Here is a 19,933-nt window from a genome sequence, read left to right as displayed (position 1 = left end):
ATGGCAAAACTGCTCACCCCCGACATTTGTGTGATTGGTGCCGGCTCGGGTGGCCTCTCCGTGGCCGCCGCTGCTGCCGCGTTCGGCGTTGAGGTCGTGCTGATCGAAAAGGGCCTCATGGGTGGCGATTGCCTCAATTATGGCTGTGTGCCGTCCAAGGCGCTGCTCGCCGCGGCGAAAGCCGCGGCCGGAAACCGGGCGCAGGACCGGTTCGGCATTCATACGGAAGGGATCGAAATCGACTTTGCCCGGGCCAACGATCATGTGCGCAGCGTGATTGCGGCGATCGAGCCGCATGATTCGCAGGAGCGCTTCGAAGGTCTCGGTGTCACGGTGCTGCGCGAGGCCGCCCGCTTCACGGACGAAAAAACGGTCGCGGTCGGAGATGTCAGGATCAGGGCGCGCCGTTTCGTGGTCGCGACCGGGTCGACGGCCCTGGTGCCACCGATCCCCGGATTGGACGAGGTGCCTTATCTCATCAACGAGACCCTGTTCGAACTGCGCGAGGCACCTAGTCACCTGGCGATTATCGGCGGCGGGCCGATCGGCTTGGAGATGGCGCAGGCACACCGCCGCCTGGGCGCTGAGGTCACCGTTTTCGAGGCGGCCAAGTCCCTCGGCAAGGACGATCCCGAGCTGGCCGGCATCGTTCTCCAGTCGCTCAGGGACGAAGGCATCGAGATCCTCGAAGAGACGGCCGTCGAGCGCGTCGCCGCTGCGGACGGCGGGGTGAAGATTTTTGCGAAGACCGCCGACGGAACACCATTGGAGACCGAGGCGAGTCATCTGCTCGTTGCGACGGGCCGGGCACCGAATGTCGAGGATCTCGGATTGGAGGCGGCCGGGATCAGGTTCGACCGCAAGGGGATTGAGGTCGACGCTGGTCTGCGCACGACCAACCGCAAGGTCTACGCGATCGGCGATGTCGCCGGCGGATTGCAGTTTACCCATGTCGCCGGATACCAGGCGGGCCTCGTCATCCGTTCGATTCTGTTCCGCATGCCAGTCAAGATGAACAACACACTCGTACCGTGGGTGACCTACACCTCGCCGGAGCTCGGGCATATCGGCATGACGGTGACCGAAGCCAAGCGGGCCTATAGCGGCGCCGTGAAGGTCCTGAGTGCCGAGTATGCCGGCAATGACCGAGCCCAGGCGGAAGGTGCAACCATGGGAAAACTGAAACTGATCGTCGGTCCGGGAGGACGACTGGCCGGGGCGGATATCGTCGGAGCCCAGGCCGGCGAAATTCTCAATCTGCTTTCGCTGGCCCTGTCAAAGAAGATGACGATGAAGGACCTGGCCGGTTTCATTGCGCCTTATCCGACGCTTGGAGAACTGGTGCGGCGCGCGGCAATTTCGTACTATGCGGACGCGCCAAAGAATGTTTGGCTGCGCCGGTTGCTTGCGATCTTGCGCAAGTTCGGATGAGTTTTGTCGTTGTTGTTGCCGGTTTAGGTCATATTTTCAGACAATTGCGGCTTATTTTATGAGCCTATGACAGAGTGATTCTTGGGACGGACAGAAGATGAAGCATGAGGGCGCGCCGGAAGGCGCAGCGGTCCCTGCAGACGATACGGGAAAGACACCCCGGGCGATTGACCGGTCGGAACGGCCCCGACTCAGCGGCCTGTCGGGAAAGCTCCTGCTTCTGACCGTCGTCTTCGTGATGCTGTCGGAAGTGTTCATCTATGTTCCGTCCATCGCCAACTACCGCAACACCTGGCTGATGGACCGGCTGACGACCGCCGGTGTTGCCGCTTCCGTGCTGGCCGAAACGAGCACGATCGCACCGAGGCTGCAGGAAGAACTGCTGCAGACGACGGGCGCGGTTGCGATCTCGCTCGACCAGGGAACGCGGCGCAGTCTGATCGCCATGAACGACGTGCCCGGAGAAGTCGATTTCGTGGTCGACATGGCCAACGTTTCGGCGCTTTCCTCGATCATCGGCAGTTTCCAGATCCTGACCTACAGCGGAGACGGCGTCATGCGCGTGATCGGTGTCGGCCAGATGGGCCACACGGAGCGTGTCGACGTGGTTTTGCCCGTGACCCTGCTGCAGCAGGACATGCTGGCTTTTTCCGGCCGCATCCTCGCGCTGTCGCTGTTCATTTCCGTGATCACCGCGAGCCTTGTCTACATCACCCTGCGCGCGCTCTTCATCCGCCCGCTCCGCCGCCTGACGCGGTCCATGGAGCGCTTTGCCGAGAACCCCGAGGACACCAGCCGGATCATCACGGTTTCCGGCCGTCAGGACGAACTGGGCGATGCCGAGATCCGGCTCGCCGCGATGGAAGAGGCCCTGTCGCGGGCGCTGCAGCAGAAGCAGCGCCTTGCCGATCTCGGGCTCGCGGTCTCGAAAATCAATCACGACCTGCGCAACCTTCTGGCCTCCGCGCAACTGTTCCTGGAACGCCTGGAACACGTGCCGGATCCGACGGTCAGCCGGCTGGCGCCGAAGATCCTTGCGACCCTCGACAGGGCCGTCGGCTACACCCAGGCGGTGATGTCCTACGGCAAGGCGCAGGAACGCCCGCCGCAGCGCCGCCTGCTTGCCCTGCAGCGGGTCGGGGACGATGTTGCCGACGTTCTCGGGCTGCACGACCATGACACGGTCGGTTTCGAGAACAAGGTACCGGAGCACATCGAGATCGACGCGGACCCGGAGCAGATCTTCCGCGTGCTGCTCAACCTCGTGCGCAACGCGCTGCAGGCCCTTGAATCGGAGAAGGACGAGACGCTTGTTCGTCGGATCACCATGGAGGCGATGCGTGAGGGGGAATGCGTGCACGTGGTGATCTCCGACACCGGGCCCGGCATTCCCGAAAACACCCGGAAAGCGCTCTTCAAGGCGTTTCACAGCGGCTCAAAGAAGGGCGGTGTCGGGCTCGGTCTCGCCATCGTCGCCGAACTGCTCAAGGCCCATGGCGGCAGCATCGATCTGGACGAGACCAGACCGGGCGCCTGTTTCCGTCTCAAGGTTCCCGACCGCCGGTCCTGAACGGGATCCCGGCACGAGGCGTTGCCTGTGCCTGCGCCCAATTCCTTGGCTTTCCTGAAAGTTTTGGAACCGCGTGACAATTCCTTGAAAAAAAGTTCAAAAAGTCCCTTGCATTCCCTCTCGGGGCGCAGTAGGTAAGCGCCCTGTCCGGGGCACACGCGGCCCCGCTGCGCAGGACCGTTATTCGCTTCAAGATAGCCTGAATGACCGTCCCTGCACCCGAAGCACCGGTAGCTCAGCTGGATAGAGCACCAGACTACGAATCTGGGGGTCGGGGGTTCGAATCCTCCCCGGTGCGCCAAATTTTTCAATGTGTTATGTCAGGGCAACAGGCCGCTAAGAGTTTGCTAGCAACCAACTAGCAACCGCATGGCCTTGCTTTTTTTGTTTAGGACGAGCCATAGTTCCTCACAAGATGTGGCACTTAGGAAAAGCTATGTTTGACGTTCCTGACCGTTGTCTGCTGTCGCAGGCCTTTCTTTGGTTCAACGAGAATGTCACGCCGCTTCCAGACAAAGTTTTTAAACAGGCCCCCGTCTTTGTCGATGAACCAGACGATCAAAGGCGCGCCTTCTTTCTAATGATGGTCGCAAACAAGATTGCATTGAAAGGCGATCTGACATTCGAGGCCCATAATTACTACCTTAATTCCGCCGATCAGCCGGAACTGAAAGATTGGAGCCCACCAGTTAGATATTTACGCGATCATCAAATTGATCCAGAGCGTATATTACTTAAAGACGTCAGTTTTTCGCTTTCAGAAATAGAAGTGTCACAACCAGAGTTTACGTGGTTGATAAACAATGAGACCTTGAAAAAAATTCAGTTGAGGTGCCCGAGAAACGAAGGTTGGCAATGGAAGACTAGTTTTGCGGATGTGACTATTGACTTTGCCGCTCTCCAATCAAGAGTAGAAAGAATTGCGTCTCACCAAGTGCCATCGTTTGCTTCAGATTCTTTGCCGCCATTCCTCTCGCCCTACATCCACTTCATGATCAGAGCGTCCAGAGAACTTGAGATCCATCCGGATAACATGCCGATCAAGGACAATGTGAAGGAATGGCTGATTGCCAACTGGCCTTCTGAGTTTGGTGCGCTCGACCCAAACAGGAGAAACGACGAAATAGAGAAGATGGCCACGTTCCTCCGCCGCCCTGAGGATAAGAAGGGTGGGAACAAGAGGATGAAAGACATTTAGTTTCAGGCCTTTATTCAAAGGGATGAACCCTTTCACCCGAAACAGTCGAACCCTTTGCCGGATCGCATTCTGAGCGACAACCGACAATCTTTCGCTCATCGGCGCAACGACGCGCTCATGATCGAAAGGATTGTTGGAAATGCGGCCAGATCCACTTTGCAACCAAAAAACCGTCGCCGAGCGACTTGATATCTCAGAGCGCACGCTCGAACGCTGGCGCGTTGAAGGAACCGGACCGGCCTATCTCAAGGCTGGCCGTCGGGTGCTCTATCGCCAAAGCGACGTTGACACCTGGTTGAATGCGTCCAAACGAGTTTCAACCTCTCAAGTACTGGGAGGCTGATTGATGCTGAGATTGAGCTCAAACCAGTCGCGGCTCCGAGGCAACCCAACTCATGACGGCATCCTGATCCCGGGTCCAGGTCACAGCGGCTCGGACCGTAGCCTTCATGTATCGTTCAAGCCCACTGCACCCGATGGTTTCTTGGTACACTCCTTCGCTGGCGACGATCCCATAGAGTGCCGTAAGCATGTTCGCGAACTTCTCGGGGTTTCCGGGTCGAAACCCATTCAGCCGCTTGCGACATCGAACCGTAAGCAGACCAGCCAAACAGATCGAACGGCGTTTGCCCAACGGATCTGGGACCAGTCACGATCGGCCATTGGCTCCCCGGTTGAGGCTTATCTTTTGGGTCGGGGCCTTTCGGCGGTGCCCGAGACTGCGGCGCTGCGATTTCATCCTGCGTGCCCATTCGGCGGTGAGAAAGTCGCTGCGCTGATCGCTCCGGTGTTTGACGTCAAGACAAACACCTTTCGGGCCATTCACAGGACTCGCCTCAATCCGAAGGACAAAAAGATGCTGGGGCCCGTCGGCGGCGGCTGTGTGAAGCTTTCTCCGGATGAGGACGTCCTTGAGGGCCTGCATATCTGTGAAGGTATCGAGACAGGTCTCGCGCTACTTGCTGCTGGCTTTCGACCACTCTGGTCCTGCCTCTCTGCGGGTGGCATGAGAACCTTTCCTATACTGTCAGGCATAGAGGCCCTGACGGTCTTTGCGGACAACGACAAGAGCGGAACGGGTCAGGCAGCGGCTGCGGAGTGCGCGGGGCGTTGGCATGACGCTGGCCGAGAAGTTCGTATCCTTGCACCAAAGGTCGTCGGCACCGACTTTGCCGACAGGAGGGCGGCATGAGCGAACTTGTCTCCCCAGAAGAATGGGTTCAGGCAAATGGACAGAACATCACCCATGACCTATTGCAGGGCCAGCAAGGCGCCAAATCTCAATCAGGCAAAACCTTCACCGTCCTCGACACCAACACCATTCTGGAAACCCACTACCCAGAAATATGTTGGGCTATTCCGGGCTATTTACCCGAGGGGTTTTCGGTTCTTGCAGGCCGTCAGAAGTTGGGCAAAACGTGGCTTGCGATCGATTGGGCAGTGGCCGTCGCGACCGGTGGATGTGCGATGGGGTCGATCCCCTGTGAGCAAGGCGATGTCCTCTATATCGATATGGAAAATGGCCCCAGGCGCATTCAGGATCGGATCAGAACCTTCTTTCCCGATGGAGCGCCGGATCTCGGACGGCTGAGGTGGGCGACCGAGGTTATTCCGCTCGATGCCGGATTTACCGACGCGGTTGGAAACTGGTTGGGATCCGTACCGGAGCCGCGATTGATCGTTATTGATGTTTTGTCCCACATCAAACCCGTAAGCCGTGGTTCACAGAACGCATACGAGAAAGACTACCGGATCTTCACACCTCTCCAGCGTTGGTTGAAGGCGAGGAATGTCGCGCTTCTGGCATTGCATCATACCAAGAAGGGTGGTGCTGACGATCCGCTTGAAGCCCTGTCCGGATCCAACGGTCTTTCTGCGGTCGCAGATACCACCTTCCTGCTCGACAAGGATTCAAACGGCACCACTCTTTATGGTCGCGGCCGAGACCTCGCGGAAATAGATGTCGCAATGCACTTTGACGGCGGCCTTTGGACTATCCAGGGCGATGCTGCCGAAGTGCATCGATCCAAAGAGCGATCTCGCATTTTGTCTGCTCTTCGCGATGCTACCGAACCATGGAAGCCAAACGTTATCGCAGATGTTACCGGTATGAAGCCCGGTAACGTTCGGCGGCTTCTGATCAAAATGGTTGCGGCTGGAGAAGCGCAGAAAACCGGGCACGGTCAGTATATCCACCCGGAAAATGCGCATTTCGTTACCGAAGAACCGGGAATCCCCACCCCCGGTAACAGCGGTAACAGCGGTAACAATCCTCCGAATTCCAACAGTTTCTAAGTCCTGGAACAGGCAAAGTTACCGTTGTTACCGCTGTTACCGCCCCCTGGCAGCTTGCAGACGGTAACTGAACATTACTTCCCGAAACACCCATATTCAAAAGGAACTGAAGGACCATGTCGGACGATGTTGCGATACAAAAATCAGGGTCGAAACGGAAACCACTGACCATACGCGATGATGGAGTTATCGAGCTCAAGAGCCCCGAAGCTGGCGCTTTGTTATTTGGCTCGAAGGACGAGGATTTTATCCATGGCATTGCCGCGAACATCTTGGCGATCGCCAACGAAGACACCGAAGACCTCGATGAACGGACGAGCGCATATGTGGCTTCGATCGTGGAAGGAATTGAGCCGCGCGATCAGCTTGAGGGCATGCTAGCTACCCAAATGGCTGCGACGCACTTTGCAATCATGCGGGCTAGCCGATGGATGCTCTACGGCAACAAAGACATAAAGGCGGTCGACAGTGCCGAAAGAACCTTGAACAAGCTCTGCCGTACCTTCACGACCCAAATTGAAACACTGAAGAAGTACCGCGCTGATCCTGTTCGAGTTCGGGATGTGAACGTCTCTGACGGCGGTCAGGCGATTGTCGGCAACGTGAACAGCGGAAATGCGGGAAATGAAAAAAGCTGACGCATACCCCATGCACAAGGCGCCACGGTGCACGGCGCGTTCAAAGCGGACGGGTGAGCCATGCAAGAACCCCGCAGTGAAGGGCTGGTCCGTTTGCCGCATGCATGGTGCTCGTGGTGGCTCGAAGCCCGGGAAGGCAAGTCCAGCTTACAAGCATGGTGGGCGCACGAAAGAGGCGGTGGAACTCCAGAAACTGGCAAATGCGTTGGCAAAGTGCATCGAAGATTTTCCAGAGTAGCGAGGTGACAATAGTCGCGTGTCAAAGGTCTAAGTTGGGCGGAGAGTGTGAATTCGCTGCGCTCCGCACAAAGGTCCGAAATGCGGACAAAGCGGGCATTGCTCGAGGCGACTAACGTGCATGTCTCAGCCAACCGTCGCATGCAACTCCCAGGCTGTCTCCGGATTGCCGTCGCTTGTTCAGTTGCCACCAACGGCAGATCTGTCCGCAGTACCGGTATCTGGTGGCTATGCATCCGACCCCAAGGAACTCCTGATCGCCGAAGGCGCGGGCCACGGTGATCTTTGGAAGCGCGCTTTTGGGACATGATCCGGGAAAAATGGACCGGCAAGCACCCTTGAAACAAAAACTCCGGGCCGCCGGCCCGGAGTTTTCAGATGCCTCCTCGGTCTGATCAGAAAGATCTTTGAAGCCGGAAAGTGCCAAAGATTTGCTGGGTATCGTCCAAACCTGATGCCGCATCATAGTCGATGTCGCGATACTGGATTTCCGGGCCCATCTCGAAACCCTTGACCGGCTCCCACATGACGTTGCCCGTGGCGCTCCACTGGGTGAAGTCATAGGCGTCCGTTCCAGCGTCCACATTGTGGTAACCGCCTTCGGCATTGACGATCCAGTGATCGTTGAGGCCGACGCTCACGCCGCCAAAGACGTTCCAGGTTCTGGTCGTTTCGGTGCTGTTGCCGTCCCAGACAGCATCTGTGATCTGGTCGACCCAGCCCGTCGAACCATAGCCGCTGGCACCGTCGGTATAAACGCCCTGCAGCGCGACGCTGACACCTGCGGCGAAGTCGAAGTCGAGTTCAACACCCGCTCCGATAGCCCAGCCGAGTTCGTCCTCGGATCCGCCGGTGATGCCGTTATAGGTCGAATTCGGGTAAACCTGATGCAGGGCACCCATGAGCTGCGCCTGGCCCCATCCCTGGCTGACGGCCAATACGCCGACAACGTCCGGCATCCGTGTGCCGCCATAGTCGAGAACGCTGCCATTCAGGCCAATGCCGGTTTCGCGGCTTGAGCGGTCTTCCAGGGCGAGTGTTGCGCTGAATCCGTTGCCAAATGCGAAAGTATAAGCAAGCTGGTTGATCGTCTGGTCGGAATAGGACTCGATCTGCGCATCCATCGAGTATCCGGTGAAGAAATCGAAGTTCGAGCTCGTGTAACCGGCAAGCACCCCGCCCCACTGGATGTAGCCCTTCTCGAAGGAAAAGCCGCCGCTGTTGTTCTGCTGCTGCATGTACCATTCGATATAGGTGCGCAGCGTGCCAAACTCGGTTGCCGTGCGCGCATCCAGGTACATGTAACCGCGTGTTCGCCATTGGTAACCGTCCGTGTCGCGCTGATCCCAGGCATTTGGGGAATCCCCGAAATTCCGGACGCGGAATTCGGTGCGGACCCGTCCCCGGACCCGTAGGCAGGTCTCTGTGCCGGGAATGTAGTAGAAGCGCGCACCGTAGGCATCGCAGATACGTACATAGTCGACCGGTTCCGGAGCTACCGGCAAATCGGCAGCGTGAAGCGGGGTTGAGACGACCGTCAGGCCGGCAATTGCCCCGAGAACGGAAAGACGTGTCATTTGAAACTCCGAGACGCGAGATTGGAACTGCCGCTAGCATGCAGGGCAAAGATGACACCGCATGGTTACGCGAGCCAAAAAACTGACGCTTGGTTGGTTTGATCGCGAGATGTTGCCTTTGCGCAACGCAAACTGGCCTTGCCGCCTGGAGGCAAAGACGGTCTTAAGTATGTCTGCAGAGGCAGTTTCACCAAATGCCTGCATATACTTCCGGTTCATTGTGGCAGGTCGGTTGGGTAATGAATCGGGTCTCGTGTTCGACCGCGCCGATTTTTCGTCATCGGCACGGCAATATAGCCGCCTTATCCGGGCGCAGGAAACCACATCATATTCATTTGTGACACAGCGCGCCCGATTGAGGGCGAGCTGCCTTTAATTCTTTCTGCAGCACATCAGGGACAATAAAGTTTTTCTTTTCAGTCAGATGTCTAGGAATTACAGTTAAGTCAGATTGTATCTCGGAGTAAGCGAATAGGGCCTCGATATGGCAAAAGAAATTGAACGGAAATTTCTTATTGTATCGGATGAGTGGAGGCGGCATGTCTCGGGAAGCGTGGAAATCCAGGATGGGATTTTGGCGATCCACGAAGGACGGAAAATCCGGGTCCGGCTCTACGATAGTCGCGCGACCCTGACTGTTAAAGGGCCCAAAAACGGCATCACACGAGACGAATTTGAGTATGAGATCCCCAAGGAAGACGGAGTTGCAATGCTTCGGGATCATCGGATTGGGGAAATACTGAGAAAGACTCGTTTCTATGTTCCGGTGAGTTATGGGCTTTGGTGTATTGATGAGTATCATGGCACGTTGGGCGGCTTGCTTTTTGCTGAAATCGAACTGCACAGTGCGGATCAGTGCTTTGACAAGCCGAGTTGGGTGGGACGCGAGATTACTGGCAATAAACAATTTAACCAGACGAATTTACTGTTGAAGCATTGCGGGTTGGAAGACTCTATCGCTGCTGAATGATGCGAGCATGGGTTTTGGAGACAGAACAGCAACGCCTGCCGACTGTATCGTCCCCATGGGCCAATGGCCGATTTTATAAGTCAGATACTGGTATCCTAGAGTAACCGCGATTGCGCCTTGGGGATGAGCCCTAGGGTCGGCAGCTGAGCCTTGCCCAACCCTCGAATTATCAGGCCAGAGTTGATTGCCGTTTCCGGCCCTCGATAGCCATTCCCGGCATTGCCACAAAAAAACGGCCTGACCACCTCCGACAGGCGAGACGTTTGGTTTCGCCGCCGTTGGAGCCATCTCGCGCTTAGTTCGCTGGCGACACGCGACCCGCAAGTTTCAGATGCCAAGCCTGTCCCTCAGCTGGTACACCAGCAGCGCCGGTGCCAAGAACCAAGGGTATCCGGAATAGAGTCGGCGGGTCGAGAAGGGAATGCGTTCGAATACGGAGGGTGCGGTTTCAAGGCCGGAGGCTTTCCTGCCCATGCGCATGCCGAGATAGCTGGCCAAGCCGACGCCTGACCCGCAAATCCAGCTGCGAAATAAAGGCCGTTGTCGTCTCTGCAATGGGCGAGCGTGTCGAATGTGTAGCCAACGAACCCCATCCAGGCGTGGCTGAACCGCCCGTGTCTGTTCTTTGAGAAAGTCGAGTGATCCGGTATTGGGGCCGCCAGGTCAAGACGGCAGAACCAACGATAGGCAAGGTTGAGATGAACTTCTTCGCAAAGGTGACGTTCCGAGCGGATCCCCATCGTGTAGCCGACGATCAGCATCCGGATCATCAGTTCCGGATCGACCGATGGGCGGCCAGTGGAACTGTAAAACGGAGCCAGATGCTTGCGAAGATCTGCCAGATCAACGAACCGGTCAATCGCCCGCAGCAGATGATCCTTCGGCACATGATCATCAACCGAAAACGCGTAAAACAAAGCGCCTTGCGCTTCTTGTCTCGGACCCATCATCGCGCGGATCTCCAAAATCAATAAGGAGATTGAATCAGCGCGCTTGGCTCAGCACAACAGGAGTTTTTCAACGGAATTCGCCCATAGCGGACGTTGGTGCCCCGTACAGTGAATGCTGCACGACTGACAATTTTCACTTTTCTAACCGAGTGTGCAAAAGTGGCAACAACCGCTTTTTTTGAATTTTATCCACACCCTCCTCGAAGCGACTTTTCACCCTACAATCCTTTCCATTCACAGGGAATAGTAGTTCTTCGGCTAAGTGGTATTTAGTCCAGAATTTTTACGTCATTAACCATTCATTAATGTGTCAAGAAAGACTGCTATGACCCGAACCCTACAAAAATTCGGGCATTCTTCGAGTATTATTGATGATGTATTTAGTTTTGCGTAAAATTATACTTAAGCATTACTAAAGACACGTCCGCTCAAGATGAATATTTCAAACAACAGGGCGAGGGTTGATTATGGGTTACCACTTCAGGTCCAAGATTTCACGTGACTTCCTTTCCAGAACACACGAGATCGGCGAACGCCACAATAAGCAGATGGAAGACGCACAGGGCAGCCTTTCGGCCTGTCTTGAGGGCTACCACTCTGCCAAGTTTGGGCTCGGCGGCCATCATCACTCCTCCATTTTCGGCGGTATCTTCCAGCCTTTCGACTTTGGTTTTGGCAACGGTTTCAACTTCGGCCGGTTGATCATTGGCACCCGAGGTGAAGACACCATCAAGGGCAACAACAAGAGCAACACCATCTTTGGCCTGAATGGCGATGACGAAATTTTCGGCCGTCGCGGCAACGACACGATTTTTGGCAATCGCGGCGACGACGACATCAACGGTGGCCGGGGTAACGACAACCTCTTCGGCAATCGTGGTGACGACAACATCAAGGGTGGCCGGGGCAACGATTTCGCAGATGGCGGCGAAGGCATCGACACGCTCATCTTCTCCGGAAAACGCAAACACTACGAAGTTGACCTCGATGCCGGCACGGTCAGGGATCTCCGCAAGAGCAACAAGGACGGTACCGACACGTTCGTGAACATCGAATATCTCGAATTCAGGGACATGACGATCAGCCTGATCGAACCTGAAGTGTTCACGCTTGAGCTTCTGCATTTCGCCGATCAGGAAGCCAACGCGGCAACGATCGACAACATCGACAACCTGTCCGGCGTTCTGAACGCGCTGCGCGCTGAAGATCTCGGTGATGACGGCATTGCCGACAACACCCTGACCCTCAGTTCCGGCGATGCGATCATTCCGGGCCTCTTCTTCGATGCGTCTGAAGCGGTCTTCGGCTCGCAGGGCATTGCCGACATCCAGATCCAGAATGAGCTGGGCGTCCAGGCGATCGCCCTTGGCAACCACGAGTTCGACCTCGGCACCGGGCTGCTTGCCGGCTTGATCAGCGGCGATGCGACCGGCGGCTTCACCAACAGCGCGTTTGACGGCACGGATCTGGAAGGCGCCGACTTTGAAGGCGCACTCTTCCCTTATCTCTCGGCCAACCTGGACTTCTCCACCGATCCCAACCTTGCACCGCTCGAGGTGGCCGGCGGTCAGGACACGGCAACGCTCCAGAACATTGTCACCTCCTCCTCCATTTCCGATGTCAACGGCGAAAAGATAGCCATCATCGGCGCGACCGTTCCCACGATCCGGTCAATCTCAAGCCCCGGAGACGATCTGGGCATCTCCCCGGCCTGGGCCAGCGGCTCGCCGACGGATGAAGAACTCGACGCACTTGCGGCCATCATCCAGGCCGAGGTCGACCAGCTGCTGAGCGACAATCCGGAACTCAACAAAGTCATCCTTTTGAGCCACATGCAGCAGATCAGCATCGAGCAGGATCTGGCAACGCGTCTTGAAAACGTCGACATCATTGTCGCCGGCGGTTCCAACACCCGTCTGTTCGACGACAACGACCGCATTCGCGACGGCGACAGCGATCAGGGTGAATACCCGCAGTTCATCACCAATGCCGGCGGCACCACAACCGCCGTGGTCAACACCGACGGCAACTACAAATATGTCGGCCGCCTGGTTGTCGATTTCGACGCAGACGGCAACATCATCGCCGACAGCTACGACGAGAACGTCTCCGGTGCCTATGCCACCGACGACCAGGGCGTTGCGGACCTCAACGCGGAAGATCTGATCGACCCGGAAATCGACGCGATCACGGACGCCATTCAGGCGCAGATCGTGGCGACCGAATCCAACGTCTTCGGCGTCTCGGACGTGTTCCTGAACGGCAACCGCTCGGGCACCTTCGCTCCAGATGATCCCGATGGCGTGCGCACCCAGGAGACCAATCTCGGCAACCTGACCGCGGATGCCAACCTTGCCTATGCCAACGAGATCATCGCAGCCGAAGGCCTTGGCGACGAAGTCGTCATCTCCATCAAGAACGGCGGCGGCATTCGCGCTAATATCGGCCAGATCGTCGTGCCCGCCGGCGGCACGGAGGCCGAACGTGTTCCGAACGAGGAAATCCTCGACGAAGACGGCAATGTAGTCAAACCGGAAGGCGGCATCAGCCAGAACGACATTGCCACCACTCTGGCCTTCAACAACGGTCTGACGTTGCTTGACATCACCAAGACCGAGATCAAGGCCTTCCTGGAAGGCGCGGTCAGCGCCCTGCCCGACGGCGTCTCCGGCGGCTTCCCGCAGATCTCCGGCCTGAAGTTCTCCTTCGACGAAACCGGAACCGCGCAGACCTACGATGTCGACGGCAACATCGACACCGCCGGTGAGCGTGTGATCAATGCGGGCATCTTCGATGCCGACGGCAACCTGATCTCCGCGATTGTCCGCGATGGCCAGATTGTCGGCGATCCGGCGGAGAGCTTCCGCATCGTGACGCTGAACTTCCTCGCCAATGCCGGTGACGAGATCCTGTCGACCCTCTCCAATCCGAATCGGGTGGACCTCATCGACCTCGATGCGGACGGCAACGACGACGACGCCTTCACCGGCGACGCCACGTTTGCCGCCGACGGATCGGAGCAGGATGCTCTGGCCGAGTATCTGGATGACAACTTCAACCCGGACAACGGCGGCTCGGCCTACGACGAAGCCGACACAGGCCCACAGGACGACGAGCGCATCCAGAACCTCACCTTCCGCGAAGACACAGTCTTCGAGGGTATCGTCTTCGACGATGATAAGGCATTTGCCATCGCGGCCGCGTTTGAGGGCGACAGCGGTGATCCGGACGATCCGGAAGGGGCGTCCGAAGTGGTTGCACACGAAGATGGCCTGCTTTACGTCACCAACGGTGCCAACGACCGGATCGACATCTTCGACATTGCCGGCGACACGCTGGCGAACACGATCCCGCTGGGTGGTCTGGATGGTTATGACGGTGTTCAATCGGTCGCGGTCAAGAACGGCCTTGTCGCAGTGGCCATCTCCCGAGCGCCGGTTGAGGTCACCAACTTCGGCGTGACCAAACTTGTGGAACAGCCAGGCTTCGTTGCCCTCTTCGACGCCGAAACCCTTGCGCTGGTTACCACGGTCGAAGTCGGTAATCTTCCCGATATGCTGACCTTCAACAATGACGGCACAATGCTGCTGGTTGCGGGTGAAGGTCAGTTCAACGAAGACAGCATTGACGACGGTGTTGCGACAAACCCGCTGGGCACGGTTGCCCTGATTGATGTCAGCGACTTCAGCGCCCACATCCTTGATTTTACGGCCTTCAACGGCTTTGAGGATGCCGCACGGGCGGCGGGTCTGCGCATTCAGGAAGGTGTCGACTTCGCCGCTGACGTCGAGCCGGAATACATCGCGGTCAGCCCGGATGGGAAGACAGCCTTTGTCTCGCTGCAGGAAAACAACGCAATCGCCAAAATCGATCTTGAATCCAAGCTAATCATCGATGTCTTCGATCTGGGTGTGACCGATTACAGCCAGGTGAGCCTTGATCCGCTTGACGACGGCACCATCAACATCCGGACGTTCGACAATCTCGTTGGCTTCCGCATGCCCGATGCGATTGCAACGGCAGAGATCGGCGGTCAGACCTATGTTCTGACGGCCAATGAAGGCGACAGCCGGGACTTTGACGAGGATCGGGTTTTCGACCTCGCACAGGACGGCCTGATCGACCCGACGGTGCAGCAGCAGCTGATCGACTCCGGTCAGCTTGACCTGTCGAACGAAGACTTCGGTCTCGGACGGCTCGAGGTTTCGACGTTGGATGGCGACACGGACGGTGATGGAGACATTGATGTCCTTCACACCTTCTCCTCGCGCTCCTTTTCGATCTTCGATGAAGACGGCAATCTGGTTTTCGACAGCGGCTCAGAGTTCGAAGAGAAAATCGCGGAAATTGCGCCTGAACGCTTCAACTCCGACGACGGTGATGACAGCGAAAACCGCTCAGACGCAAAGGGGCCGGAGCCGGAGGCCATCATCACGGGCACGGTCAACGGGAGCGTTTATGCGTTCATCGGGCTGGAACGCGACAGCGGCATCATGATCTACAACATCGATGATCCGGCGAACGCGTCCTTCGTGGACTATATCCCGCCAATTCATATCGACAATGCCGGTCCGCAAGACGTGGCGCGCCATGGGCCTGAAACCATCGCTTTCATCCCGGCAGATGAGAGCACGACCGGCAACGCGCAGATCGCCGTCGCCTACGAGATCTCCGGCACAACCTTGGTCTACGATCTGACACTGTCAACTGAACAGGAACTGGTCATCAACGAGGTTCTAGGCAGCACGACAGGCTCCGACAGCGAGTATATCGAACTGTTCGGAACACCGGGTGAGTCGCTCGCGGGCCTTAGCCTGATCGTTGTCGAAAGTGATGACCAGGCGTCGAACGGCACCATTGATAGCCGCTTCGACTTCGGGGACGACGCCGTTATCGGTGAAAACGGCTTCTACCTTGTCGCCAACGACCTTGCGGAACTGACATATGGCGTCGATGCCGATGACACCATTCCGGATAACTTCATCGAAAACAGTTCCTACACGATCGCGCTTGTCGAGACCGCAAGTATCACCGGGACAACCGTCACCGGGTCGGAAATCGTTGTCGATACGGTTGGCGTCAGCGATGGCGGCGAAACGGACAGCTTCTTTTTCGACGCACCGGTCCTCGGGCCTGATGGCTCTTTCTTCCCAGCAGGTGTCGGCCGCATCGCTGATGGCGTCGACACGGACACGGAAGCCGATTGGGACTTCCTCGACTTCTTCAACAACCCGGCCGTCAATACCCCGACACCCGGGAACGAGGACAACGGCGGTGGCAACGGGCCACAGGAATTGGCAATCTACGAGATCCAGGGCGCTGGTCATACATCTGCCTTCGAAGGCGAGACCGTCATGACCTCCGGCGTGGTAACGGCGGTCGACTCCAACGGTTTCTACATGCAGGATCCGGATGGTGACGGTGATATCGCCACCTCGGACGGCATCTTCGTCTTCACCGGCAGCGCCCCGACGGTGGCCGTTGGGGACGCCGTCGATGTCGAGGCATCGGTTGCCGAGTTCACGCCGGGAGGTGTCAGCACCCGCAACCTCTCCACGACCCAGCTTGTCAGCCCGGTCGTCACGGTGACGGGAACGGGCGCTGCAATTGCGGCAACGGTCATCGGCCAGGGCGGACGCGTCCCGCCGAGCGAGGTCATCGACGACGACGCATTCGGCACGATTTCCGGAAACGGCGGCTTTGATCCTGAAACCGACGGCATTGATTTCTTTGAAAGCCTTGAAGGAATGCTTGTCACAGCCCAGGACGTTGTCGCAGTCGCCGGGACCAACCGCTTCGGTGAGATCTTCGGCGTTGTTGACCAGGGCGCTGATGCCACCGGGATCAGTTCTCGCGGAACGCTCAACATTTCTCCGGACGACTTCAATCCGGAGAAAGTGCAAATCGACTTCGACAGTGACATCCTCGATTTCGACTTCCCGGATGTGAATGTCGGCTACCAGCTCGGCGACGTGACCGGTGTGGTGACCTACAACTTCGGCAACTTCGAAATCGCTCCCACGGTCGACTTTACCGATCAGATCGTTTCCGCCGCTCTCCAGGAAGAGACGACCGAAATCACCGGTTCTGAAGATCTCTTGACGGTTGCCAGCTACAACGTCCTGAACCTCGATCCGAACGATACCGACAGCGACATGGACGTTGCCAACGGCCGGTTCACCAAGATTGCGGAGCAGATCGTCAACAACCTTGCCACGCCGGACATTATCGGCCTGCAGGAGATCCAGGACAACAGTGGGTCCGTCGACGACGGCGTTGTGTCGGCAAACCAGACATTGCAGCTTCTAGTCGACGAAATCGACAAGGCTGACGATGGTCTCGTGAACGGCAGCCTGAACTACGCGTTCATCGACAACACCTTCATCACCGACAACGCGTCCGGAGGCCAACCGGGCGGCAACATCCGCACGGCGTTCCTCTACAACACGGATCGCGTCGAACTGGTTGAAGGGTCCGTTGTACCTGTCGGTGACCAGAGCGAAGGCAGTGCCTTCGACGGGGCAAGGCTGCCGTTTGCAGCAACGTTCGACTTCAGCGGCGACGAGGTCACCATCGTCAACAATCACCTGTCGTCAAAGGGCGGATCGGCGCCGATCCTCGGCACCGAGCAGCCCTTCGATGAGCGGCAGGAAGATGTCACTGTCAACGGCAGCCTGGACGAACGCCAGGCCCAGGCGGCGGCCGTTGCCGGCTTCGTTGACGCAATTGCCGATGAAGACCCGAATGCGAACATCGTTGTCCTTGGCGACATGAACGAATTCGAGTTCATCTCCCCGCTCGAGACCCTCGAAAACAGCGGAGGCGGCCTCGTCAATCTGACGAACACGGTCGATGAAGACGAGATTTACAGCTTCATCTTCCAGGGCAATTCGCAGGCATTGGATCATATTCTCGTCAGTGATCATCTTGCCGACGGGGCGTCTTTCGACTTTGTCCACGTGAACTCCGAGTTTGCCGAAACGGACACGCGCGCCAGCGATCACGATCCGCTGTTGGCCCAACTCGACCTGTCGGGCACCGATCTGTTCTCGAGCTGACCTCCCGACCCAGGGGATCATTGGGAAAACAACACGAGGGGAAGCGGCCATCCGCTTCCTCTTTTTGTATCCGCTTCGCTTGAGAGGTCTAGACTTGCCTGCGATCAATTGACGGCTCCGGCACGATTCGGCCCGGAGGCGACCTAGGTGCAACGTGCGGCAAAGGTCAGGAACGTGCCCGAAGCGGAAATTACTTTCGGACCAGTTAGCGTAAATGCCAAGTAAGGCTAATTGGTTATCGAGCGGCGTCTCTCCTGATGGGCACACCTGCGTCTGCGTCGAGAACAAGCGCACCATCATCAACAACCATAGCGCCATTCACCAAGACCGTTCTTACACCAACTGCTGCTTGGTTTGCATTCTCGTAGGTTGCAAGATCAGCAATAGTTTCAGGATCGAACACGACGATATCCGCGTCCATCCCAACCTGAAGACGACCTTTCAATCTCATTTGTGGGACGAAGTCTTCTAGTGTTTGCGCGGGCATGAGTGACATCTTTCTGATTGCGTCTTCGAGTGACAATAATCCTCTTTCACGCACGTAAGAGCGTAGTATTTTCGCGAATGCGCCAGCCGAACGCGGGTGGCTGAACACATCTTCCGGCAAAGGCCATGCGTCCCCGTCATAGTTTTGAATAGCGCCATTCTCGTCAAAGTAGGACCAAAAGACCGCATCGGACGCGATCATTACCGATGGATGCGTCACAGATGCGTCCAGCAATGCTAACCCCTCAGGGTCATCCTCATCCAGAAAATGCCATGTGATAAACGTCCCGGGCTCATTTGCCTGATAGTCTGCAAGCTCGTCCTCAGTCATTCGGTCGGTGCCCAGTTGAAAATTCTGCGCGGTGGAACTCATGCGCTCTCGCCAACCTTCGCCAGAGAACATGGCTGCCCCGACGACCGTATTTCCGGCTCCGTATGGATAGGCTTCTACGGTGACATTGATGCCTTCGGCTTGTGCGCGTTCAACGAGGTCGAGCGTTGCATGAATGTCTTGCAGAGATGAGCTGTTGATGTGGCAGATGTGCATATGCGCGCCGGTCAAAGCTGCGTTCGCAATGAGTTCCTTGATCGCTTCAAATGAGCTTTGGGGCTCCAGATTGGAGGCATATCGCACATGTGTGTACGTCGCTACGCCGTATTCGGCCGCCATTTGCGCAAGCGCAAAATACTCTTTCTGTCCATATCCCGGGGCATATCCCGCATTAATGCCTATCCCCAAAGCCCCTTCCTTCAGGCCCTGTTCCACGTGGTTCATTAACTCAGCTGCCTGTAACGGGTCGGCGATCTGCAATTTCCAGTCGCTCCGCCCTTGAGCGTCTTGAAAGTAATCAATCGATGCTTCGGGACCTTCGCCGGAGAACGCCGCGATACGACCGAATGTCCAAGCCGCTGATGCGCCGTAATTGAGCGGTGTTTGCTGTGTTTCCATCTCCTCATACCAGTCCGCAATCGGCAAGATGCCGGATTCAAGCTCCAAGACTGTCGTGACGCCCTGCATCGCTTGCATCCGCATGTCGCCCACGTTCATCCCGTGCGCGTGAAGGTCAATAAACCCCGGAGATACGACATGACCAGTGGCGTCGATCACCTTTGCCCCGTCCATATCGAACTCGCTTATGGCCGCGATCTTGTCATCATCGATGCCGACGTTCCGCACTGCGTCAAGTCCAGTTTCCGGGTCGATGACGCGACCGTTCAGAATGACCAGGTCATATGATTGGGCTTGGAGAACTGACGCCCATATAGCCAAAGCGAACGACAAAAAAACGTGGCGCATCGACAGGTCCTCCTTCCAGTTGACCTTATGCAGCAACGAGAAATAGGCCAACAGTCTTTTTCGAGCCTAAATGACAGCAATGTCCGCATTTCGGACCTTTGTGCGGAGCGCAGCGAATTCACACTCTCCGCCCGAACGCGACTTGGTCGGAAACGGCCCGAAGCGGACATTCCAGAATTGCTTCGCAAGCGCAAATCTCCAGCATATTCCTGCGAACGGCTCGGTA

General features: G+C 57.1%; 12 protein-coding genes, 1 tRNA gene and 1 pseudogene. 11 read left to right on the top strand and 3 right to left on the bottom strand.

The genetic code is table 11. From position 1 onward, the window contains the following. From ACO08A_RS05360 to ACO08A_RS05320, 9 genes are all read left to right on the top strand, one after another. Complete coding sequence (locus tag ACO08A_RS05360; protein WP_422040166.1) at positions 1 to 1,431, top strand: dihydrolipoyl dehydrogenase family protein; 1,431 nt, start codon at positions 1 to 3, stop codon at positions 1,429 to 1,431. A 97-nt stretch (positions 1,432 to 1,528) separates the two neighbouring features. After that, on the top strand, positions 1,529 to 3,001 hold the full coding sequence (locus ACO08A_RS05355) for an ATP-binding protein (RefSeq protein WP_422040165.1): 1,473 nt from the start codon (positions 1,529 to 1,531) through the stop codon (positions 2,999 to 3,001). A gap of 224 nt (positions 3,002 to 3,225) precedes the next feature. After that, positions 3,226 to 3,302 (top strand) — tRNA-Arg (locus ACO08A_RS05350). 135 nt (positions 3,303 to 3,437) lie between these two features. Then, on the top strand, positions 3,438 to 4,199 hold the full coding sequence (locus ACO08A_RS05345; RefSeq protein ID WP_422040164.1) for a hypothetical protein: 762 nt from the start codon (positions 3,438 to 3,440) through the stop codon (positions 4,197 to 4,199). Between the two features lie 139 nt (positions 4,200 to 4,338). Beyond that, positions 4,339 to 4,542, top strand: a complete 204-nt coding sequence (locus ACO08A_RS05340; RefSeq protein WP_422040163.1) for a helix-turn-helix transcriptional regulator — start codon at positions 4,339 to 4,341, stop codon at positions 4,540 to 4,542. Between the two features lie 3 nt (positions 4,543 to 4,545). Then, entirely contained in the window at positions 4,546 to 5,391 is an 846-nt protein-coding gene (locus ACO08A_RS05335) for a DUF7146 domain-containing protein (RefSeq protein ID WP_422040162.1), read from the top strand. Then, positions 5,388 to 6,494, top strand: coding sequence for an AAA family ATPase (locus ACO08A_RS05330; protein ID WP_422040161.1), 1,107 nt, complete (start codon positions 5,388 to 5,390; stop codon positions 6,492 to 6,494). The genes ACO08A_RS05335 and ACO08A_RS05330 overlap by 4 nt, the downstream gene beginning before the upstream one ends. Positions 6,495 to 6,610: 116 nt before the next feature. Then, entirely contained in the window at positions 6,611 to 7,132 is a 522-nt protein-coding gene (locus ACO08A_RS05325) for a hypothetical protein (RefSeq protein WP_422040160.1), read from the top strand. Beyond that, on the top strand, positions 7,110 to 7,370 hold the full coding sequence (locus ACO08A_RS05320) for an HGGxSTG domain-containing protein (protein WP_422040159.1): 261 nt from the start codon (positions 7,110 to 7,112) through the stop codon (positions 7,368 to 7,370). The genes ACO08A_RS05325 and ACO08A_RS05320 overlap by 23 nt, the downstream gene beginning before the upstream one ends. A gap of 394 nt (positions 7,371 to 7,764) precedes the next feature. Here ACO08A_RS05320 and ACO08A_RS05315 read toward each other — a convergent pair whose 3' ends face one another. Continuing rightward, positions 7,765 to 8,946, bottom strand: a complete 1,182-nt coding sequence (locus tag ACO08A_RS05315; protein ID WP_422040158.1) for a porin — start codon at positions 8,944 to 8,946, stop codon at positions 7,765 to 7,767. A 484-nt stretch (positions 8,947 to 9,430) separates the two neighbouring features. Between ACO08A_RS05315 and ACO08A_RS05310 the strand changes: the two genes are divergently transcribed. Continuing rightward, complete coding sequence (locus ACO08A_RS05310; protein ID WP_422040157.1) at positions 9,431 to 9,916, top strand: CYTH domain-containing protein; 486 nt, start codon at positions 9,431 to 9,433, stop codon at positions 9,914 to 9,916. A 601-nt stretch (positions 9,917 to 10,517) separates the two neighbouring features. Here ACO08A_RS05310 and ACO08A_RS05305 read toward each other — a convergent pair. Beyond that, a pseudogene (locus ACO08A_RS05305) lies at positions 10,518 to 10,866 on the bottom strand (transposase); the annotation flags it as partial. Positions 10,867 to 11,333: 467 nt separating this feature from the next. Between ACO08A_RS05305 and ACO08A_RS05300 the strand changes: the two are divergent. Further along, positions 11,334 to 17,924 (top strand): choice-of-anchor I family protein, encoded by a 6,591-nt coding sequence (locus ACO08A_RS05300; RefSeq protein WP_422040156.1) that lies wholly within the window; start codon positions 11,334 to 11,336, stop codon positions 17,922 to 17,924. Between the two features lie 235 nt (positions 17,925 to 18,159). Here the strand turns inward: ACO08A_RS05300 and ACO08A_RS05295 are convergent, their stop codons facing one another. Further along, positions 18,160 to 19,758 (bottom strand): amidohydrolase family protein, encoded by a 1,599-nt coding sequence (locus ACO08A_RS05295; RefSeq protein WP_422040155.1) that lies wholly within the window; start codon positions 19,756 to 19,758, stop codon positions 18,160 to 18,162. Positions 19,759 to 19,933: the final 175 nt, after the last annotated feature.

The organism is Roseibium sp. (assembly GCF_965232425.1).
GTDB lineage: Bacteria > Pseudomonadota > Alphaproteobacteria > Rhizobiales > Stappiaceae > Roseibium.
Note: the sequence above shows the minus strand (reverse complement) of the source record. Positions and strands in the feature narration are given on the sequence as shown.